Annotated in this window: 26 protein-coding genes and 1 pseudogene; all 27 read left to right on the top strand. The window is 37.7% G+C overall.

Going from position 1 to position 19221, the window contains the following annotated elements:
• The first annotated feature begins 161 nt into the window (after positions 1 to 161).
• The 27 genes and pseudogenes from ABCM67_RS00845 to trxA all read left to right on the top strand — a co-directional run bounded on the left by ABCM67_RS00845 (position 162) and on the right by trxA (position 19216).
• Positions 162 to 827: a response regulator transcription factor gene (locus ABCM67_RS00845; RefSeq protein WP_005423065.1), complete on the top strand. Its 666-nt coding sequence runs from the start codon at positions 162 to 164 to the stop codon at positions 825 to 827.
• 281 nt (positions 828 to 1108) lie between these two features.
• The gene (locus ABCM67_RS00840) at positions 1109 to 2245 is read left to right on the top strand and encodes a HAMP domain-containing sensor histidine kinase (RefSeq protein ID WP_243269371.1); all 1137 of its coding nucleotides are present in this window, start codon (positions 1109 to 1111) and stop codon (positions 2243 to 2245) included.
• Positions 2246 to 2344: 99 nt separating this feature from the next.
• A complete protein-coding gene (locus ABCM67_RS00835; protein ID WP_195274589.1) occupies positions 2345 to 3829 on the top strand; it encodes a DUF6034 family protein in 1485 nt (494 codons plus the stop codon).
• Position 3830: 1 nt separating this feature from the next.
• Positions 3831 to 4721 (top strand): hypothetical protein, encoded by an 891-nt coding sequence (locus ABCM67_RS00830; RefSeq protein ID WP_015524961.1) that lies wholly within the window; start codon positions 3831 to 3833, stop codon positions 4719 to 4721.
• Positions 4722 to 4739: 18 nt separating this feature from the next.
• Positions 4740 to 5468 carry an ABC transporter permease gene (locus ABCM67_RS00825; RefSeq protein ID WP_227589067.1) on the top strand — a complete coding sequence of 243 codons (729 nt, stop codon included), beginning with the start codon at positions 4740 to 4742 and terminating at the stop codon, positions 5466 to 5468.
• Complete coding sequence (locus ABCM67_RS00820; protein WP_147603990.1) at positions 5446 to 6162, top strand: ATP-binding cassette domain-containing protein; 717 nt, start codon at positions 5446 to 5448, stop codon at positions 6160 to 6162. The genes ABCM67_RS00825 and ABCM67_RS00820 overlap by 23 nt, the downstream gene beginning before the upstream one ends.
• A gap of 2 nt (positions 6163 to 6164) precedes the next feature.
• On the top strand, positions 6165 to 7463 hold the full coding sequence (locus ABCM67_RS00815; protein WP_147603988.1) for a hypothetical protein: 1299 nt from the start codon (positions 6165 to 6167) through the stop codon (positions 7461 to 7463).
• Positions 7460 to 8167, top strand: a complete 708-nt coding sequence (locus tag ABCM67_RS00810; protein WP_227589068.1) for a hypothetical protein — start codon at positions 7460 to 7462, stop codon at positions 8165 to 8167. Before ABCM67_RS00815 ends, ABCM67_RS00810 begins: the two co-directional genes overlap by 4 nt.
• A 416-nt stretch (positions 8168 to 8583) precedes the next feature.
• Positions 8584 to 9561: a M20/M25/M40 family metallo-hydrolase gene (locus ABCM67_RS00805; protein WP_227752247.1), complete on the top strand. Its 978-nt coding sequence runs from the start codon at positions 8584 to 8586 to the stop codon at positions 9559 to 9561.
• 140 nt (positions 9562 to 9701) lie between these two features.
• Positions 9702 to 10076: a hypothetical protein gene (locus ABCM67_RS00800; RefSeq protein WP_021651441.1), complete on the top strand. Its 375-nt coding sequence runs from the start codon at positions 9702 to 9704 to the stop codon at positions 10074 to 10076.
• 308 nt (positions 10077 to 10384) lie between these two features.
• Positions 10385 to 10522, top strand: coding sequence for a hypothetical protein (locus tag ABCM67_RS00795; protein ID WP_199579967.1), 138 nt, complete (start codon positions 10385 to 10387; stop codon positions 10520 to 10522).
• A complete protein-coding gene (locus tag ABCM67_RS00790; RefSeq protein WP_342992418.1) occupies positions 10485 to 11582 on the top strand; it encodes an RNA-guided endonuclease TnpB family protein in 1098 nt (365 codons plus the stop codon). Before ABCM67_RS00795 ends, ABCM67_RS00790 begins: the two co-directional genes overlap by 38 nt.
• A gap of 549 nt (positions 11583 to 12131) precedes the next feature.
• Positions 12132 to 12398 carry a hypothetical protein gene (locus tag ABCM67_RS00785; protein ID WP_147603547.1) on the top strand — a complete coding sequence of 89 codons (267 nt, stop codon included), beginning with the start codon at positions 12132 to 12134 and terminating at the stop codon, positions 12396 to 12398.
• Positions 12399 to 12423: 25 nt separating this feature from the next.
• Complete coding sequence (locus ABCM67_RS00780; RefSeq protein ID WP_147603548.1) at positions 12424 to 12687, top strand: hypothetical protein; 264 nt, start codon at positions 12424 to 12426, stop codon at positions 12685 to 12687.
• A 391-nt stretch (positions 12688 to 13078) separates the two neighbouring features.
• On the top strand, positions 13079 to 13474 hold the full coding sequence (locus ABCM67_RS00775; protein WP_015524973.1) for a hypothetical protein: 396 nt from the start codon (positions 13079 to 13081) through the stop codon (positions 13472 to 13474).
• A 9-nt stretch (positions 13475 to 13483) separates the two neighbouring features.
• A complete protein-coding gene (locus ABCM67_RS00770; RefSeq protein WP_059086885.1) occupies positions 13484 to 13855 on the top strand; it encodes a hypothetical protein in 372 nt (123 codons plus the stop codon).
• Positions 13856 to 14131: 276 nt separating this feature from the next.
• Positions 14132 to 14296: a rubredoxin gene (rd, locus tag ABCM67_RS00765; RefSeq protein ID WP_015524975.1), complete on the top strand. Its 165-nt coding sequence runs from the start codon at positions 14132 to 14134 to the stop codon at positions 14294 to 14296.
• Between the two features lie 76 nt (positions 14297 to 14372).
• Entirely contained in the window at positions 14373 to 14807 is a 435-nt protein-coding gene (locus ABCM67_RS00760) for a hemerythrin family protein (RefSeq protein ID WP_015524976.1), read from the top strand.
• Positions 14808 to 15069: 262 nt separating this feature from the next.
• Entirely contained in the window at positions 15070 to 15219 is a 150-nt protein-coding gene (locus ABCM67_RS00755; protein ID WP_015524977.1) for a hypothetical protein, read from the top strand.
• A gap of 179 nt (positions 15220 to 15398) precedes the next feature.
• Entirely contained in the window at positions 15399 to 15611 is a 213-nt protein-coding gene (locus ABCM67_RS00750) for a DUF6219 family protein (RefSeq protein WP_005421604.1), read from the top strand.
• A gap of 3 nt (positions 15612 to 15614) precedes the next feature.
• A complete protein-coding gene (bcp, locus tag ABCM67_RS00745; RefSeq protein WP_005421605.1) occupies positions 15615 to 16070 on the top strand; it encodes a thioredoxin-dependent thiol peroxidase in 456 nt (151 codons plus the stop codon).
• Complete coding sequence (yaaA, locus tag ABCM67_RS00740) at positions 16070 to 16816, top strand: peroxide stress protein YaaA (protein ID WP_005421606.1); 747 nt, start codon at positions 16070 to 16072, stop codon at positions 16814 to 16816. The genes bcp and yaaA overlap by 1 nt, the downstream gene beginning before the upstream one ends.
• A gap of 89 nt (positions 16817 to 16905) precedes the next feature.
• Positions 16906 to 17106, top strand: a pseudogene (locus ABCM67_RS00735) (rubredoxin-like domain-containing protein); the annotation flags it as partial.
• 183 nt (positions 17107 to 17289) lie between these two features.
• On the top strand, positions 17290 to 17664 hold the full coding sequence (locus tag ABCM67_RS00730; RefSeq protein ID WP_015524981.1) for a desulfoferrodoxin family protein: 375 nt from the start codon (positions 17290 to 17292) through the stop codon (positions 17662 to 17664).
• Positions 17665 to 17758: 94 nt separating this feature from the next.
• Positions 17759 to 17917: a rubredoxin gene (locus ABCM67_RS00725; protein ID WP_005339874.1), complete on the top strand. Its 159-nt coding sequence runs from the start codon at positions 17759 to 17761 to the stop codon at positions 17915 to 17917.
• A 154-nt stretch (positions 17918 to 18071) separates the two neighbouring features.
• Entirely contained in the window at positions 18072 to 18818 is a 747-nt protein-coding gene (locus tag ABCM67_RS00720; protein ID WP_005421611.1) for a 3-oxoacyl-ACP reductase family protein, read from the top strand.
• A gap of 92 nt (positions 18819 to 18910) precedes the next feature.
• Positions 18911 to 19216 (top strand): thioredoxin, encoded by a 306-nt coding sequence (gene trxA / locus ABCM67_RS00715; protein ID WP_005421612.1) that lies wholly within the window; start codon positions 18911 to 18913, stop codon positions 19214 to 19216.
• The last annotated feature ends 5 nt before the right edge of the window (positions 19217 to 19221 follow it).

Here is a 19221-nt window from a genome sequence, read left to right as displayed (position 1 = left end):
AAATGAAAGGAATCCGGCTACGTATGGAAACCAAAACTATTCTCACAGAATGGTTTTGGTTTCCTTTTTTGCTGTTACAAATCAGTTACAACTGCAATATAGAATTTAATGTATAATTAACCTGTGAAAAGATAGTTATAAAAACATGTGAGGTGATAATTTTGAAGGCAAGAATTCTTGTGATAGAAGACGAAATGTCAATCAATGACCTGCTATGTATGAATCTGGAGATTGCAGGGTATGAAACAGTAGGATATCTGGATGGAAATGAGGCATATGAAGCAATTATTCAAGATCATGCGTTTCAGTGTGCACTTGTAGATATCATGCTTCCCGGAAGAGACGGCTATAGCCTGTTACCGAAACTGAAGCAGTATGAAATCCCCGTAATATTTCTTACCGCAAAGGGAGATATCGCGAGCAAGATAAAGGGATTAAAAGACGGTGCAGAAGATTATATTGTAAAACCATTTGAAATGCTGGAAGTGATGGTCCGTCTTGAAAAAGTACTGGAACGTAATGGCACTGTACAAGAACAGATTCAAATTGGTGATGTCATCATTGATACTGCTAGTCGTACTGTTACAAAAATGGGCATGGAAATCTATTTAAAGCCAATGGAATATAACTGCCTCATGGTGTTCGCCAAAAATCCGAATAAAGCACTGACCAGGAATCAGATTCTGCAGGAACTGTGGAATGAAGAGTTCTGCGGAGAAACAAGAACTGTGGATGCACATGTGGGTCGTATCAGGAAAAAGCTTGGCTGGCAGGATAAGATTAAAACAATTCCCAGAATCGGTTACAGACTTGAGGTGGATTTATGAAACTCTTAATAAAGATCTTTTCTCAGACTACATGTATCATTTTGTTGGTATCGTCAGGGATCTTTCTCTATACCACTTATTGTTGGAAAAATCAGAGTATACAGAATATCAACAGTTATGAAAGCAGTATATTCAGAACAAATATCTTACAGTTTGAAAATAAAACAAGCCTTTCTGACAATCAGAAACAGAATGCCGACAACGAAATGCGCCCCCAAATAGTTACTTATGCTTTTCGGCAGGTTTTTCATGACAGCGCGGTTTTATATCTTGATGGAAAAATGATCTATAATGGAACTGTTTATGAATTCGATGTAAAAAAGTTAAGAGAATTATGTGAAAGTAAGGCAAACATGGTGGATCATGGCAGCAACAGTGACGGTCATGGCCCTATGATCAGTCAGATAAATGGAAGGACACTTTTGTTATTTTACTATGGCAATGTAAATATGGGATATCAGATTATTACTTATAAAGATATAACAGATGTAATAGAAAAAAGTCATCTGCTGTTTTTTCAGACGGGTGGATTTACTTTATCTTTGATCGTGGTGATGGGAATTATCCTTTATTTGAGCCTTCGAAAAATCACAGCACCGCTTACAAGCCTAAGAGAAGCTACGCTTCTTGTTTCTGAAGGTATTTATGATTTTAAAGTACCGTCAGAGGGAAATACAGAACTTGCACAGGTAGGTGCAACCTTTAATTTTATGACAGGTAAAATAAAAGAACAAATTGAAAGTCTTTCTAACATAAACCGGACACAAAAACAGCTTATTGGAAGTCTGGCTCATGAGCTGAAGACCCCAATGACTGCAATCATAGGCTATGCAGATACATTGCTTACTGTGCGCCTAACCCCGGAAAGGCAGGAGAAGGCTCTGATTTATATTGAAAATGAATGTCGCAGGCTTTCAAGACTTTCTATGAAAATGCTGGAATTAACCGGACTCTACGAAGCTTCGGAAGACTCATTCAATCCAGCTGAAATACAGGTGGATAACTTTCTGAAAGAAGTAAAAGAACTCATTGATTGCAGGCTTCAAGAAAAAAACATCTCTCTTGATGTATTTTGTGAACCAAAAGAATTGGTAAAGAAGTTTGATCAGGACTTAATGATAAGTGTAGTGACAAATCTAATTGATAATGCAGTCAAAGCTTCCAGGAAAGAATCTAAAATTGTGCTTGAGGCAACCCCAGACCATCTGATGGTTCAGGATTTTGGAAAGGGAATACCGAAAGAGGATCTGGAAATGGTGACGGAACCATTTTATATGGTAGATAAATCTCGTTCCAGGGCAAAAGGAAGTGTAGGACTTGGTCTTTCTTTATGTCAGAAAATTATAGAACTGCACGATTTCCAACTGAAGATTGAAAGCAATCCGGGAAAAGGAACTACCGTCTCTGTTTTCTGGTAATCACACTAACGTTTACATATCAGTTACAAATCGCGAAAGATTTGGTGTAATGCTCGATGATATACTTATAACAACCTTAGAAAGGAGATATTACCAGAAATGAGAAAAAACATAAGAAAGTTTGCAGGAATAGTGCTTTGTATTGGAATGTTTACAGGATGCGCACAGACCCCGGATTCTTCTTTGGTAAAGCCGAAGGGGAGCAAGGCTGTAGATGCTTATACGGAAGCGGATGATGTTAGCGGTTCTAAAGGAGAAGCATCTGAAAGTAAGAACGATGACGGTTCAGAGTCAAAGACAACCATCAGGAATCTCATTGATGCTCCTCAAAATTATAAAAGCCATGTGGAAGATGACAGTGCCAAGCTCGTGGTAAATACAGATGCAAGCGTAGAAATTCCGGAAGTGGAAAAGATATCTGCTATTTCTGTCACCGCGGCAGAAGTTACCCAGGAGCTTCTCGACCGTATTACAAACGCATTCTTCTCAGAGGCAAAACTTTATACCATGGATAGTTATTACGTGAAGACAAAGGATGAAATTAAAAAAACTCTGGATGAACTAAAAGAAGACGTTGCAAACGGAAACCTGGATCCGTATAACTATGGAACAGATGATGATGGGAATTATGTCTATGATATCTATGAAGATATTGAGACATGGGAACAGGAATACGAAACTGCTCCGGAAAAGAAAACCCTGACAGAGGCAAAACCTGTTGCCGGAAATTTTTTCGATTGTATTGCACAAATGCCAGACGATTCACAATTCTATTATAAAATATCTTCCGATGGCTCCGATACCTTGTCAGTCAAGATCAAGAAAGCAGCAAACAAGGGCGGGGAAAAAATACCGGAGGATGCAATGTGGTGTGATTACGGATATTCTGAAGAGGAAGAAAAACCCACAGAAGAATCTATCGGGCTGTCCCTGGATGAAGCAAAAAAACTTGCAAAGGAAAAAGTTGAAAAAATGGGCATCACAGATTTACAGTTTTCTAACTGGAATTACGCGGTGTGCAAAAGTTTTGAAGGCGATAATAGTTCAGGTAATTTTGGAAATGGATATAGAATTGACTATGCACGTACCATAAATGGTGTGCCGGTAACTCAGACAATTGCAGACGGTGGGGCATTGGAAGATATGGATAGTACAATGGAAACATGGTCTTATGAAAGTCTCTGTTTCTATGTCGATAAAGATGGCATAGAAAGCATGACTTATTCAAATCCCTACACAATTGGTAACATAAAGACAGAGAATTTAAATCTTCTTTCATTCAGCGAGATTATGAAAATTTATGAAAAAATGATGGTGGTAACAAACGCTGATAATATGCAATATGAAAATTCCAGGATCTATAATATTGATCGGATCGTTCTTGGTTATGCCAGAATATATGAGCCGTCTACTGACGCACACACAGGTATTTTGATCCCCGTCTGGGATTTTTTCGGCAGCATGACTTCAGAAAGTGAATATAACGGAGAAACAGAATCAAATACCAGTAAAGATCCGAATGAAAGTTTCCTTACCATTAATGCCGTGGATGGCAGTATCATAGACCGGAATCTGGGTTACTGACATGAGACAGGTATTTGGAATTGTAAGGTACAATTTCTTCGGATTTTTACGCAATCCCAAAGTTATTTTTGTATTTCTGTTAGAATTTGTACTTAGTTTCCTGCTTACAGGCAGAATCATGGTTGTAATGGAGACCTACGATACACCGGTACAGGCCATTGAACCATTTATCTGGACATTTGGGGATGGGATAGCAGTACTGTCCAGTTCGCTGCTCTTGCTTCTTATGTTTTCTGACCTGCCGAAGATGACACCTATTACTCCATACCAGCTGACCCGGACAACCAAGAGGAAATGGCTTTTAGGTCAATTCATTTATGTTATTCTTGTAACTGTTTTATATACGGTTTTGATGCTGCTGTTTACGGCCGTGCTGTGTATGAAAAAGAGTTATCCAGGTAACCTGTGGAGCGAAACTGCGGCCATGCTTGGTTATTCAGAATTAGGAAAAAACCTGCAGGTCCCTTCTACAGTAAGGGTCATGGAAAGTATCTCACCCTATGGCTGTATGCTGCAGGTTTTCTTCCTTCTGTTTTGTTATTCGTTGACCTTAAGCTTTGTAATCCTTGTAGGAAATCTCTATAAAGGGAAGACTAAGGGGATGATTTTTGGCCTTCTTTACAGTGTCTTTGGTTTTTTATTGGACCCGAAAGTACTGGCTACAATTTTACATAAAGAAAAATACGAAATGTATCAGGTAAATGTATTAATCTGCTGGATCAGTCCTCTGAACCAGGCAGTATACGGAAAACATAACTTAGGTTATGACCCATTGCTTCCGAAAATCACGCATTCCTACATGTTTTTTCTGGGTATTTTAGTTCTTCTTGCAGTTTTTGCAATTAACCGGATGAAAAAATATACCTTTGAATTTCTTGGAGAAAAGACATGATCGGAAGGGGGAAAACCTATGTGGGGTGAAACAAAACGTATGTTTTTTAATAAGAATTTTCTGGCAGCATGGCTGATAGCCTGCATTTCCATAGCCATTGGACAGACTTATCCCAGCTTAAAAAAAGCACTGACATGTAGTACTTTTATCAGTATACTGGAAGGTTCCTTAAAAAGTCAGGCAGTATCTTTTGCCATTCCGGTAGCAGCCGTATTGCCATGGAGTGATTCCATTCTGCAAGAATATAAAAGTGGATTTTTAAAGGAGATACTTCCCAGAACGACTCGCAGACAGTATATCGAAGGTAAAGTTTTTTCCATTATGGTATCTGGTTTTATGGTCTGGACGTTATCTATACTAACGGTACTTTTTATCAATTTTATTGTGTTCTATCCGCTGGAGATAAAGGGTGCTATTCAGAAAGAAGCACTTCTGGACTTACTCATGAAGGCATTTCGGACAGGACTTATCGGAAGTATCATAAGTACTTTCGGTGGAAGCTGCGGGATTTTATGGGATTCTGCTTACATGGCATATGGAATCCCTTTTGTAAGCTTTTATTTCGGAATTATCCTTCATGACCGCTATTTTAAGAATCAGATATGGTTTTATCCAGTAGAATGGATACTGGCTGATGAAAATTGGGGACCGGACAAAATAGGAGTTTGGCTATTTCTACTGTTGTTTTTATTAGTAATGCTGGGAATTCTGGGAGGTGTTTTATATGGAAGATTGGAAGAAATCTGAAGGGACATTTAATCTGGCCTGTGATCCGCAAAGAGCAAGTGGAATGATGCAGAACACCTGCGTAAAAATAGAACACGTGACCAAACGTTTCGGTGAAGACATCGTGTTACAGGAAGTAAATCTTTCCCTGAAAACAGGGAACGTCTATGGGATTGTTGGAAATAACGGTTCAGGAAAGACCGTCCTTATGAAATGCATCTGTGGGTTTCTTCCTGTAACTACGGGCGCTATTTTTGTATTTGGAAAAAAAATAGGCCATGATGTGGATTTTCCTGAAAGTCTTGGAGTTATTATCGAGACTCCCGGTTTTCTTACACAATATACGGGCTTTAAAAATCTGGAGATCCTGGCAGACATGAATGGCCGGATCTCAAAGGCCGATATCCGCATAGTCTTAAAAAGGGTAGGATTGGATCCGGACATGAAGAAACCAGTCGGAAAATATTCCCTTGGAATGCGTCAACGCCTTGGTATTGCACAGGCCATTATGGAAGATCCTCTGTTTTTGATCCTGGATGAGCCGTTTAATGGACTGGATAAACATGGCGTGGAAGAAATAAGAGAACTGCTGCTGGATTTAAAAGCAGCAGGAAAAACCATTTTGCTGGCAAGCCATAATGAAGAGGACATCAGAATCTTATGTGACCACGTATATGAAATGGATGGAGGAATCTTAAGAGAAAGGACTGCCTGATAATGAGAAATTTATTTGTAAAAACGGCATTAGTATTGTGTACGACAATAATATTTCTTCCAGCTACCGTTTTTGCCACAGAGCCTCAAAACACGGAGATTACATCTGCTGAAGAAGGATTTACGGACTCAGATCCGTCCGTATCTTATGAGAATGACAACTCGTTAACCCTTGATGAAAAAGAGGATGATTCTACGAGTAGCGAACCTCCGGCAGAGGATGAAAAGACTCCTGATAAAGCTGATACCGATAAAGAAAATCCGGATCCGGATATTTTTACATCAGGAGATGACTTTGGTGATGGTTCTAAATCGAATCCTTTTCATGTTGTAATAGACAGTGATAATCCGGAGGACGGTGACGCCCCGCAGATAACAGATCCGGTTATAGACAACGGAGGGTATTCGGGCGGTGGGGGAGGAGGTAATTCAACATCAGACTCATCAAGTGAAAAAATATTACATAAACCGCAGGTATTATTAGAAGACAGCAATCTTTCAGGTGGACGATTGGAGGCTGGTTCTACAACAGAAATGTCGCTGACATTTCGAAATAAAAGCTGCAGTCAAAATGTATTTGGTTTAAAAATTTCCCTTTCTACAGAGAACAAAGGAATCGAATTTGAGAAAAACTCTTTTTATGTACAAGTCCTGGCTCCTGGTGAAGCAATTACTTTGGAACAGATGATTACTATAACAGAAAACTGTGATCCTGGCCAGGCTGTCATTACTTTTTCTCTGGATTATGAAGATTCGAAAGCAACGGCAACTACCGGTACAGAATTACTGTCTTTTCAGATCATCCAACCGGTTCGTGTTAAGCTGGAAGCTTCAGATATTCCATCTGTTTTATACACTATGGATACAGTAGAGATCCCGGTAAAAGCAATGAATCTCGGAAGAGACAAAATATACAATGCAAGTGTCAGCTTAAAGGCTGATGAATTAAGCTCAAACGATACTGCATTCTTAGGGACCATAGAGGCCGGAGATTTATCCCAAGGAAGTCTTCGCATATATGTAAAAGGAAAAACAGGAAAATGTGCAGGTCAATTAATTCTTACGTATGAGGATGCAGATGGCAAATCATATGAGGAAGAAATAAAATTTGATTCTGAAATCAAAGAAACCCAGATAAAAACTTTAAAGGTTGAAGATGACCAGGAGAAAACCAATAACTGGTGGTATTCCATAGCTGCAGTTGTTGCAGTACTGCTTATTTCCATAATCCTGATTCTGGTCAGAAAGCTTCATAAGAAAAATATCCTTCTTGAAGAAGCGAGGAAGGCGGCTTCTCATTGAAAAGAAAAAAAATAGACAGCTTTACCTTATTAGTCATACTTCTGCTGGCATTGATACTTACATTATTAGGAATGCTGCTGGCAGGCATGAAAGAAGAAAAACGGCAATTTACTGTGTTGCTCCCACTTGGAGATCTGGCTTATGATGAAGATTTTTTGCAGAAAGCGAAGAAGATAAAAGGTATAAAAGAAATCTGGCCAGTCATAGAAGTCCCGGTTGTCATCAAAATTGAAGATTATACGGAAACAACGACTTTTTCAGGAATTGATATGAATGCGTTTGGAAAAAATCCAACTCAGAATGAACTGGGGAAGATGCCGTTGTTATTGCTGGGAAATGGTTCCCTACGGGATATGAAAGACTATAATAATCATGCCATTTCAAAAAAACAACAGGAAAAATTTTTAGAGATGGGTGAAAACCTGAATATTTTTTATTCCCTGGATGAAAAAGAGAAGGATACTTCCAAAGCCACAGATGATCTTACTACCTTATCCAGCAATTCCGCAAGAGAACCGCAAACCTCATATATGCCCTGTAAAGCCGCTGTAGTAATAGAAGGCAACGAAATCTACATACCCATTTCCCAGGCACAGGATCTCTGCAGAGAAATAGGAGAGCCTTCTGAGATCAGTAAAGTATATCTAAAAATAAATGGAAAAAATAACCTGGAGAACGCAAAGAAAATACTTTCAGGAATTTAACATAATATTAATATATAGCAAGAATTCTCCTTCCTCTGCAGATGTGCAATGAATTGTAAAAGCAAAAAAGAACACTTGGTTGGTGCTGCAGTTCATGGTATAATAGTATCAGTTGATAACATAAATGATAAAAAAGCTTATTTTGTTAAAAAAAGGATCACAATGTACATTTGAATATCAGATTTACTGCTTTTTGATCATGTGGTTGTAATGTTCCGTGCATAGCCCAGAATGGAACTAAGTAAATTTATCAATGTCTGTTCCTTTTTCAAAATCTGAGATTTAATTGGCAGAAGTATATCACATGATAATGCTTATGGTATGGAAAAAAGCTTTCGTTGTAGCCTATGGTTCTGCATGGAAAGTTATTGGATAAAAATACTGATTAATACTTGGTAAAATGAGGGAGCTCACAAATGAAAAAAATTACAATTGCCTTAATTATGGTTATATCATTAATAGCACCAATTCAGACAATGGCGGAGAGTGTTACCCAGAACGGTACAATAATAGAGCCTTTGGAACAGAATATTGAACAGATCATCGATGAAATCACTTCTGAACCGCGTCCAATAAATTCTGATGCAATACAGAATGTAAAAGAATATATTAGTGAATATTTTGGCAATCTGGGATATGACAATATAGAATACCAGAAATTCGAATATAACGATGAAAACAATGAGAATGCAATAAGGCATTCCTCGCAGGCGGATGTGTTTCTGGCATCAACAGCCGAGGATGCAATTGTTGACGGCATTGGTGAAAATATCATTGTGACAAAAAACTCATCTATTGATACTACAAAAAATCTGATCATAAGTGCCCATTATGACAGTGCAGAAGATTCGGTGGGCGCCAATGATAACGGTTCCGGAGTGGCAGCAGTGCTTGAACTGGCAAGGATTTTAAAAGATACAGAGATACCGTATAATATAAAATTCATCCTGTTCTCGGGCGAAGAGAAATATATGCTGGGTTCAAGATGGTATGTTGGTAAGCTGACGGAGGACGAGCGGAAACAGATCATCGGAGTAATAAATATTGATACTATTGCAGAAAAAAGTGATCTGGGTTATATGGCGATGATCGAAGGAAACAAAAGACCAGACAATGCGGAATATGATGATGAGGGATTGAAAAAACTGGCAGAATTAAATAAAAACAGTATGTCAGAACTATTTACACCCAGTGACAGATTTTTCCTGACAATGGCAACCAACAGTGACCATTATCCGTTTGCATTAGTGAATATCCCGGCAGTATCGATTGTCCAGGACTGGCAAGATGGTTTGAACGTGAATGATAGTTCTGATGTAAAAGAAAATATGGATATACAGAGAATTGTGGAAGTAATTGATCAGGTTATGGAAGTACTTCCAACGATCAATTAAATTTATATTAAAAATCTCCCACTAATGGTAGTGCCAGATAAAAAACATTGTAGAAGTCAGTAATATTAATGTTTTTCATGGTGCTAGCACGGTGTGAAGTCGAAATAATCAAATACTGACAGAGACTAGGAGGTGGAATAATGAAAAAATGGATCGTGATGCTGGCGGTACTTGTTATGTTCTGTCTGGCGGGATGCGGGGAAAAGCCGATGACAGCAGTGTATTTTCATCCAGATGATAACAGCTGGTATTTTGCGGATCTGGACACGGACACGATTTTCTCCGGAACGATACCGGATAAGCTTACGGATGAGAATGGAAAGAAGCTGACAGAGGAAGATATGACAGACGGAGATGTTTACCTGATCTATGGAGATGGTATCATGCTGGAAAGCTTCCCAGGACAGTATCCGGGAATCACAAAGATGGTACGGAAAGAACAGGGCAATCAGGAAAAGGCCGATCATTACCGGAAGGAGCTGCTTTCCATGATGCGTCCGGTGACTGGAGAGTGATAAAATAAAGCTTTTTTAGAAAAATATTAAAAGAAAATATATATCCATTTCTTCTATATTTTGATAAACTATATATTAAGACCACTGAGAAGAATAAATTTTAACAAATGTAGCAAGAATTCTCCCACCTCTTCAGGTGGTGAGATGAATTGCACATCTGAGCATATCTGCTCAAAAAAATCTCTATAGTATAAAAGAAACACTCGTTCTCCCTTCCCTGATGTAGTATACTGAAAAAGAACAATTAGTTCATAAATACATATCCGTCGATATAAGAAAAAGGACGATAAATATAATGGAGTTAGACCATGAAAGATGCATTCTGGGGTCAGATCTTCGGTCTGCTCAGTGCAGGCGGAGCAACGATTGAAACGATACGGCAGTATATAGAAAGCCAGGGTGAGAAGAATGAACCGCGCCGTAAAAATAAGGATTTATCCAAATAAAGAGCAGAGAGTTCAGATAGAGCAAACAATCGGCTGCAGCCGCTTTATCTATAACCAGATGCTTGCAGATAAGATCAGCTATTACCAGAAAGAAAAAAAGATGCTCCGGAACACACCGGCCGGATATAAAAAGGAATATCCATGGCTGAAGGAGGTGGATTCCCTTGCCCTGGCGAATGCGCAACTGCATCTGGAAAGTGCGTTCCGGAAGTTTTTTCGGGAACCAGCCTGCGGATTTCCACGTTATAAATCAAAGAAGCATGCAAGAAATTCATATACGACCAATGCACTAAACGGAAATATCCTTTTGCAGGATACCCATCTGAAACTTCCAAAGATGTCCGTCATAAGGATAAAACTTCACCGTCAGATTCCATCAGACTGGAAACTGAAGTCTGTAACTGTGAGCCGTGAGCCATCCGGGAAATATTTTGCCAGCCTTTTGTTCTGCTGTGAGAACCAAACAGTGGAAAAAAGACCGGCAGAGAGATTTCTTGGGATCGATTTTGCCATGCAGGGAATGTGTGTATTTTCTACAGGAGAAAGAGCCGGGTACCCTATGTTTTACAGAAAAGCAGAGAAAAAACTTGCAAGAGAACAGAGAAAGCTCTCCCACTGTGAAAAAGAAAGCCGGAACTATCAGAAACAGAAAAAAAGGGTAGCTTTATGTCATGAAAAGATAAAGAACCAGAGAAAAGATTTCCAGCATAAGCTCAGTAGGGAGCTTGCGGAAAGATATGATGCAGTATGTGTGGAAGATCTGAATATGAAGGGAATGTCCGGAGGGCTGCACCTTGGGAAAGGTGTGCAGGATAACGGGTACGGGCAGTTTCTGTTCATGTTGGGATACAAGCTGGAAGAATATGGAAAACATCTTATAAAAGTAGACCGTTATTTTGCATCCAGTAAGATCTGCAGTGTATGCGGACATAAGAAAAAGGAACTGGCATTGTCGGATAGAATGTATGTTTGTGAATGTGGAAATAGGATGGACCGGGATGTGAATGCAGCAGTCAACATCCGTGAAGAAGGAAAAAGAATCTATAAAGAATGTGCCTGACGGCACAAGAAAAAAATCCGTAACCGGATAAACATAAAAAACAAAACCGCGGGACACGCGGGGATAGCCTGTTTTAGCTTTGCCCTAAAGGGTAATCGAGCAGGAAGCCCCCACTTCAAAATCGTAAGATTTAAGTGGTGGGAGCATGTCACTTGCTTTGTGGAACAGATTGATATTTACAGGGAGGAATCGTATTTCAGATTCTTCAAGTACATAAGAGTTCACTTTTCGTTGTATTTTAAAGAAAGAGAGACATGGAAACTTTGGAACAACAGCGAAAGTATCTTTGAAAAAGATCAAGAGATTACAATAAAATGATATGTAAATGAAGAGTAAGGGGAAAAATGCTGATTACGGATATTATTAACATTTTGGGGAATGAGTTTAGTAGTATATATTGCGTAAATCGTCAAGATCAGTACATTCAGATTTATAGACATCTAAATGAAAACACAGAGTTAGATGAATTAATGAACGAGAAAAAAAACATATGAAACCGTAATACAGAAGTATATAGAGACCAATGTATTTGAAGAAGACAGAAATAAAATGCTGGTTGCTACGGATTTTAATAATATATGCAAACAACTGCAACTGGTCTCACAGTTCACAATACATTACAGGATAAAAAATGGTAATGATACTTTGCGTTATCGTATGAAATGTGCAAGAATTGGAAATGCAGATACATTCGAAAAAATAGTGTTTGCGTTTGCAAGTGAGGATTCAGATATAAGATTAGATGAGTTAGGCATTATGAACTTGAGCAGCACCGGTGAGAAAAGAAAAAGCATCTTTTCTCTGCTTATTAAGTGATGATTGTGAGCTGGATCATCGGAGAATGGACAATGTTATTAATGAGTTTGTAGAGAATGCTCCGATTAAAGAAATAAAGATTAAATATGGTATTTACAAAAATATAGATAAGAATCTTTCAATAGCTACCATATGTGATTATGCATCTATGGCGGCAGAAACAGTTATGGAAGATTATAATCATGACTATGCGTATTATACAGATGAACTGGCGCAGAAGAGACTTTATAACCAAATGATAGAAAACGATTTTACAGATGCTTTGAAAAATAAGGAGAGATTGGTATAGACGATATTATTTGGATTATTAATCGGCAGGGATAGTCACTTTCCCTTTATATTCCTGCAGGTTTTACATAAGAAGATGGATTTCGGTCAGCAAAGGCAGCTCCCACAATGCCTTTTGGATATCCGCTTCTGCAAGTTGTAGTAAGTAATTGCTTCCCATCAAAATCATGGGGAAAGCGAACTGGTCTGAAAGACCGCCAGTTAGTGTGATGATGATAAGGAGATTTTGAAACTGATGACAGACAGAGATTATGCAATTAAATCAGTGAAAGAAATTACCTTCCATATGGCAAGTCATGCACAGGATTAAGACATTATACTGATATTAAAGAACTGATGACAAGCTACCAGAAACTGATTTTAGAAAACCAGTTGTATTGGAAGAACTGGATATGGAGTGCCAGGAGAAAATCAATGAAGATATGGCATATGCATTGAGTTATCTGAGCATTTATAACAATCAGCTGAATGTGCCAAAGATGCACCGGGAAATGAATAACCTGATGATCATTTATGGCTTGTCTGATATGATCTATCGTGGAATGACACTGGTGAAGTTCTATGCACCGAATGGTGTGATGCTCAGTGAAATCCTTCATTCCTGTTTTTGCAGTCATTATAATAAGACAGATGTGGAAGTACAGCAGGAGCTAGGAATAGGCAGGACTTCTTTTTATAAAATGAAGAAGCAGGCACTTGGATATTTAGGATTTTATTTTTACGAGATCGTGGTACCGCAGGCAAAGGATAAAAGATTTAAACCGTCACTGGGCGTTGAGGAAGAGTAGGTGAGTAATATGAGATACGAAGATTCGATGAAAGGTGTAGCTGATCAAATAATCAAAGAACAGCAGCGAGCCAGTAAAATTAAAAACAATCCAGAAGAGTTCCATTGGCATGACGAATATGCAACGTTGAATTTCTTTCGGTTTATCTGCAAAAATATCGGTAACTTGAGAAATGGAGAAATTGAAAAAATGGTCACACGTTTAAAGTACATAGATCAGAAAGCAGTGGAAAACCATGTGAATGGTGCTGTTTGGGCATTTGATTATGATAAGATGTTCTGTGTATTGATGGAAAATGAAATTTGTCGAAAGGTGTGTGAAAAGAATAAATATAACAGTTGGATGAACCTGATGGGACAGTATTGTGTTTCAAGGACTTAAAGACGAAGAAAGTTGTTGGAGAGAAATAATTTCCAGCAACTCTGTCTTTAATGAATAGAGTTCATTTTTTTATTCAACTATTCCCATGATATATACAATATGTAAATGTGCAATTCAAATATCAGTTTATGCTAAGTGCAAAAATAATAATAATTACTATTATTGACAAAAGAATAATTATCATGTATAATACAGATATACAAGAAACAAAGTGTTAGAAAAATTGCTAGGAACTTGGTAACAAAAATAAATCGACATTGAAAATGGAAAATGACTATGAAAAAATATGAATGTGAACCATGTGGATATATTTATGATCCGGCAGTAGGAGATCCAGACGCCGGTATCGCTCCAGAAACTGCATTTGAGGATATTCCAGATGACTGGACATGCCCAATCTGCGGATTAGGAAAAGATGTTTTCGTTCCTGTAGAAGACTAAGCAGAAAATGCAGGTACGAAACTGCCAGACATTAAAAGAGCCTAAGAGAACATATAAAAGAAATGGAGGTCAAATTATGACTTACGATTTAAACATTACCTTTGATGACAATTTAGTAACAGGAAATAAAACAATCGATACACAGCACAAAGAATTGATTGACCGTATCCAGAACTTTGTAACTGCCTGTCAAAATGGCGACAGCAAAGTAAAAGCAATCAAAATGCTGGATTATCTGGATGAATATACTGACTTTCATTTCAAAGAAGAGGAAAAGCTTCAGGAAAAATCCGGTTATCCAGAGCGTGAAAAACATTATGAAAAACATGAAGAGTTTAAAAAGACAATTCAAGAACTGTATGAATACCTTCAGGAGTATGAAGGACCAACAGATCGGTTCAGTGAACTTGTACAGAAAAATGTAATCGACTGGCTGTTTGGACACATTAAAACATACGACCGCTCTGTGGCAAAATTTATCTTTATGAAACAAAATCCAGACCGATGCTAAAATAAACCAGGGAACGAGTTCACTCAGAATGTAGACAACGTGATGAAGTAAATTAGGGGCTGTCACAATGCAGCCCCTTTCCTGTTATAGCGATATTCTAGGTAATATATTGCGCTGGCATGACATATTATTTTACTACTACTATATGGGAAGAGCAAGCAGCTCTTCTTTTTTTTGTCCTTTTTATCCAATTTTAAGTTGTAAAGTCTCTTTTCATTCGACAAAATTCTCCACAGACAGAGGATATGCGACGAGCATTGATATGAACATCTATTTATGGAAAGAGGATATTGAAGACGGGGAATCGGTAATGACAGCCGAATATAGACCTGTAGAATACGGAAAGGACTATGATGTTGTCAATAATCCTGATAAATTTCAACTATATATAGATGGAAAAGAGATTAAATAGTAATCTCCTGAAAGCAAGCTTTTTGTCAATTATTTCAAAGAAAAATTAAAGGATAACAATACATAGTTTTGACAATGATATTTTAAAAAAATTTATAGGAATGCTCTATTATCAAATTGACATAGGAATATGGTAGCGTATAATTAGAATTGAATACACTGAAAAAATGGAGGAATTACATGAAAGCACATAAATATTGGTCAGTAGGAGCATTGATCACAATGCTTGGGACTTTTTACACTGGATATAAAAAGCAAAAATCAAGTCACAAATACTTTGCTTTAAGTTCTATGTTATGTATGGTAATGGCGATATATACAGGTCATAAAATGATTACCGGGAATAGGAAGAAAAAGGCGAATAAAGAGAAAGATACAGAAAGGGAGGGATAAATAATGTTGGAAGTAGGGGTTAAGGCACCGGATTTTGAGTTGCCAGATCAAAATGGGAAAATACATAGATTATCGGATTATACAGGAAAAAAAGTGATTTTATATTTCTATCCCAAGGATAATACAGCGGGATGCACGAAACAGGCATGTGGGTTTTCTGAGCGATACCCTCAGTTTACCGAAAAAGGAGCAGTTATTCTTGGAGTCAGTAAGGATTCTGTATCCTCTCATAAGAGATTTGAGGAAAAATATGGATTGACATTTACACTTTTAGCAGATCCAGAGCGGAAAGTTATTGAAGCATATGATGTATGGAAAGAAAAGAAAAATTATGGCAAAGTCTCTATGGGAGTAGTAAGAACCACATATCTTATTGATGAACAGGGGATTATTATAAAGGCAAATGATAAAGTCAAGGCTGCAGATGATCCTGAAAATATGCTCAAGGAATTAGATTAATGAAGATAATATTATCCCCTGCTAAAAAGATGATTACAGATACTGACAGCATAGCGCCGGATGGATTGCCTGAATTTATTGAAAAGACGACAGAGATACAAAGTTGGTTGAAAAGTAAGTCAAAAGAAGAACTGAAGACTATCTGGAAATGTAATGACAAAATTACAGAACAGAACTTCAATAGATTGGAAAACATGGATCTTTATCATTTACTTACCCCAGCTGTCTTATCATATGAAGGAATTGCTTTTCAATATATGGCTCCATCCGTGTTTGAGGACAGTCAATTCGAGTATGTACAAAATCATTTGAGAATAATATCTGCATTTTATGGTGTGCTAAAACCAAGGGATGGTGTGACACCTTATCGTTTGGAAATGCAGGCGAAGGTTGGAATAGGAGAAACAAAAAATCTGTATGAGTACTGGGGAGATTTATTATACCGCTCAGTGATTGATAACAGCAGGATTATAATCAATCTGGCATCGAAAGAATACTCTAAGTGCATAGAAAAATATCTGACACGACAGGATAGATACATTACGATTACATTTTGTGAGTTATCAGGAGATAAACTGGTGACAAAAGGTACATATGCTAAGATGGCCCGTGGTGAAATGGTTAGGTTCATGGCTGAAAACAGAATTGAAAATCCTGAGGATATTAAGAAATTTGATAGACTAGGCTATTCATTCCGCTCTGATTTATCATCAGATGCAGAATATGTTTTTGAACGGAAAAAATGATGATTGAATGATTATTTTAAATAAAAGGTAATCAGTAATATTGATTATTATAATAATAGTAATTATTACTATTATCTATTGACAATAAACAGATTGAGATGCACCACGAAGAGAGATATCGTGCACTTCTTAAGAATATTGAAACTGCACAGGTGTTTGAAAAGAGTGAAGTTAAGGTATGGGAATGCCGTAACTGTGGACATGTTGTGGTAGGAACAAAGGCACCTGAGATATGTCCAGTATGTAACCATCCACAGAGTTATTTCGAAATACGTGAAGAGAACTATTAAAGAGAAGGAGATTATTACAAAGAAGAAAGTGATTATTAAAAAAAGCAGTAATGATAGGCTGTGGCTTTGTTGGTTCTGCATCGGTTGGTAAAGAAGCATTAAAGTTTAAGAATCGACGGATGCTTTGAAGAAAGTTATAGAAACAATTGGATTTTAAATTTTAAACATAGGAAGATAAAAAAGATGGAAGTAAAATATTATGTATGCAATCATTGTGGAAACATTATTGAAATGTTAAAGGATCAAGGCGTACCAGTAATGTGTTGCGGAGAGGCTATGCATGAGTTAAAAGCTGGAGTGACAGATGCTGCTGTTGAGAAGCATGTACCTGTATATACAGTGGACAAACAGCATGTACATGTTGTGGTCGGTGAAATAAAACATCCAATGCTTGATAATCATTTCATTGAATGGATTACACTAAATACAAATCAGGGTATTTATAGAAAACAGCTAATTCCAGGACAGGAACCTATTGCGGATTTCTGCCTCTGTGATGGAGAATATGTAGAAGAAGTATACGCATACTGCAATCTTCATGGACTCTGGAAATGCTAAAAACACTTGACTTTCGTGCTAAGATTACAAAATAATTCAGATACAACAGTAATATATGCTGTGTATTAATATATTTATAAGGAGGAATAAACTAATGAAATATGTATGTGACGTTTGCGGATGGGAATATGATGAAGAGGAAGGTTATCCTGAAGGTGGTATTGCACCAGGAACAAAGTGGGAGGATGTTCCAGAAGATTTTGAATGCCCATTATGTAATGTTGGAAAAGATCAGTTTTCAGAAGTTGAATAGAAGCCTAATCTTGTGTTAAATACAGATGGATAAACCAAAACCCTGGTGCGTGAGCAACAGGGTTTTTTATTGCGATATTTTGTGATGATATCACAGAAAATAATCTACCTTTTGCTTATAATGTAGTTAGAAACTAAGTAAGGAGGTAGTCTAAATGAGATTAAAAGATAAAGTTGCAATCATTACGGGTGGAAGCCGTGGTATAGGATTTGCTACAGCTGATAAATTCTTGAAGGAAGGTGCTTCAGTTGTGTTGGCAGCAAGTTCACAGGAATCGGCAGATGTTGCTGTAGATAAATTAAAAGAAAAATATCCCAATGCAATAGTTGCTGGAATTAGTCCAAATCTGGCAAGCATGGAGTCTGTCAGAAAGGCTTTTAAAGAGGCAACTGAAAAATATGGATGTGTCGACATACTGGTAAATAATGCAGGGATTTCAGAAAACACCTCATTTATGGATTATACAGAGGAGACTTTTGATAAAGTCATGGATCTAAATGTAAAAGGAGTATTTAATACTACTCGTGTAGCAGCAGAATGTATGGTGGCAAGAGGCAAGGGGGTCATTCTCTCAACTTCTTCCATGGTGAGTATTTCGGGACAGCCAAGTGGGTTTGCTTATCCGGCATCGAAGTTTGCAGTAAACGGATTGACTGTATCATTAGCAAGAGAACTAGGACCTAAAGGTATTCGTGTTAATGCTGTTGCACCTGGGATTACAGAAACTGATATGATGAAGGCCGTGCCAAAGGAAGTTATCGAACCTATGATTGAAAGAATTCCATTGCGTCGTCTTGGACAGCCAGAAGATATTGCCAACGCGTTTGTGTTTCTTGCTTCAGATGAGGCGAGTTACATTACAGGTGTTATATTAAGTGTAGATGGTATGGCAAGAAGTTAAGTTAATGAGGTATGGTGATGTAATCACGGAAAATAAATGAAATTAAGACTATAATAAATCTACAAAAAGAGAAAGATAAGGAGGACTGTAAAATGTCTGCTATTAATATCAATAAAAATAATTTTCAGAACGAAGTACTGAATTCCGATAAACCCGTTCTTTTAGATTTTTGGGCATCTTGGTGTGCGCCTTGCCGTATGGTAGTACCTATTGTAGAGGAGATTGCAAGTGAGCGTAGAGATATTAAAGTTGGAAAGATTAATGTAGATGAAGAGCCTGAACTGGCAAATAAGTTCAGTATTATGAGCATTCCAACTTTAGTGGTTATGAAGAATGGGAAGATTGTACAGCAGGTTTCAGGGGCGAGACCTAAGAATGCGATTTTAGAAATGCTTTAGGGGGG

The sequence above is a fragment of the Blautia sp. 2227st1_G12_2227SCRN_220401 genome (assembly GCF_039062885.1).
In the GTDB taxonomy this organism is placed as follows: Bacteria; Bacillota; Clostridia; order Lachnospirales; family Lachnospiraceae; genus Blautia_A; species Blautia_A fusiformis.
The sequence above is the reverse complement of the archived record's forward strand: the minus strand, read 5'-3'. Positions and strand labels throughout refer to the sequence as shown.

What these genes read in the sequence shown, in the direction of transcription:
- ABCM67_RS00730 (WP_015524981.1), top strand. Translation starts at nt 17,290, where the DNA reads ATGGAAGTAAAATATTATGTATGCAATCATTGTGGAAACATTATTGAA.
- trxA (WP_005421612.1), top strand. Translation starts at nt 18,911, where the DNA reads ATGTCTGCTATTAATATCAATAAAAATAATTTTCAGAACGAAGTACTG.
- bcp (WP_005421605.1), top strand. Translation starts at nt 15,615, where the DNA reads ATGTTGGAAGTAGGGGTTAAGGCACCGGATTTTGAGTTGCCAGATCAA.
- ABCM67_RS00775 (WP_015524973.1), top strand. Translation starts at nt 13,079, where the DNA reads ATGGAGTGCCAGGAGAAAATCAATGAAGATATGGCATATGCATTGAGT.
- ABCM67_RS00760 (WP_015524976.1), top strand. Translation starts at nt 14,373, where the DNA reads ATGACTTACGATTTAAACATTACCTTTGATGACAATTTAGTAACAGGA.
- ABCM67_RS00830 (WP_015524961.1), top strand. Translation starts at nt 3,831, where the DNA reads ATGAGACAGGTATTTGGAATTGTAAGGTACAATTTCTTCGGATTTTTA.
- ABCM67_RS00825 (WP_227589067.1), top strand. Translation starts at nt 4,740, where the DNA reads ATGTGGGGTGAAACAAAACGTATGTTTTTTAATAAGAATTTTCTGGCA.
- ABCM67_RS00780 (WP_147603548.1), top strand. Translation starts at nt 12,424, where the DNA reads ATGGACAATGTTATTAATGAGTTTGTAGAGAATGCTCCGATTAAAGAA.
- ABCM67_RS00720 (WP_005421611.1), top strand. Translation starts at nt 18,072, where the DNA reads ATGAGATTAAAAGATAAAGTTGCAATCATTACGGGTGGAAGCCGTGGT.
- ABCM67_RS00835 (WP_195274589.1), top strand. Translation starts at nt 2,345, where the DNA reads ATGAGAAAAAACATAAGAAAGTTTGCAGGAATAGTGCTTTGTATTGGA.
- ABCM67_RS00785 (WP_147603547.1), top strand. Translation starts at nt 12,132, where the DNA reads ATGCTGGTTGCTACGGATTTTAATAATATATGCAAACAACTGCAACTG.
- ABCM67_RS00800 (WP_021651441.1), top strand. Translation starts at nt 9,702, where the DNA reads ATGAAAAAATGGATCGTGATGCTGGCGGTACTTGTTATGTTCTGTCTG.
- ABCM67_RS00805 (WP_227752247.1), top strand. Translation starts at nt 8,584, where the DNA reads ATGAAAAAAATTACAATTGCCTTAATTATGGTTATATCATTAATAGCA.
- ABCM67_RS00795 (WP_199579967.1), top strand. Translation starts at nt 10,385, where the DNA reads ATGAAAGATGCATTCTGGGGTCAGATCTTCGGTCTGCTCAGTGCAGGC.
- rd (WP_015524975.1), top strand. Translation starts at nt 14,132, where the DNA reads ATGAAAAAATATGAATGTGAACCATGTGGATATATTTATGATCCGGCA.
- ABCM67_RS00790 (WP_342992418.1), top strand. Translation starts at nt 10,485, where the DNA reads ATGAACCGCGCCGTAAAAATAAGGATTTATCCAAATAAAGAGCAGAGA.
- yaaA (WP_005421606.1), top strand. Translation starts at nt 16,070, where the DNA reads ATGAAGATAATATTATCCCCTGCTAAAAAGATGATTACAGATACTGAC.
- ABCM67_RS00755 (WP_015524977.1), top strand. Translation starts at nt 15,070, where the DNA reads ATGAACATCTATTTATGGAAAGAGGATATTGAAGACGGGGAATCGGTA.
- ABCM67_RS00840 (WP_243269371.1), top strand. Translation starts at nt 1,109, where the DNA reads ATGATCTATAATGGAACTGTTTATGAATTCGATGTAAAAAAGTTAAGA.
- ABCM67_RS00820 (WP_147603990.1), top strand. Translation starts at nt 5,446, where the DNA reads ATGGAAGATTGGAAGAAATCTGAAGGGACATTTAATCTGGCCTGTGAT.
- ABCM67_RS00725 (WP_005339874.1), top strand. Translation starts at nt 17,759, where the DNA reads ATGAAATATGTATGTGACGTTTGCGGATGGGAATATGATGAAGAGGAA.
- ABCM67_RS00815 (WP_147603988.1), top strand. Translation starts at nt 6,165, where the DNA reads ATGAGAAATTTATTTGTAAAAACGGCATTAGTATTGTGTACGACAATA.
- ABCM67_RS00770 (WP_059086885.1), top strand. Translation starts at nt 13,484, where the DNA reads ATGAGATACGAAGATTCGATGAAAGGTGTAGCTGATCAAATAATCAAA.
- ABCM67_RS00750 (WP_005421604.1), top strand. Translation starts at nt 15,399, where the DNA reads ATGAAAGCACATAAATATTGGTCAGTAGGAGCATTGATCACAATGCTT.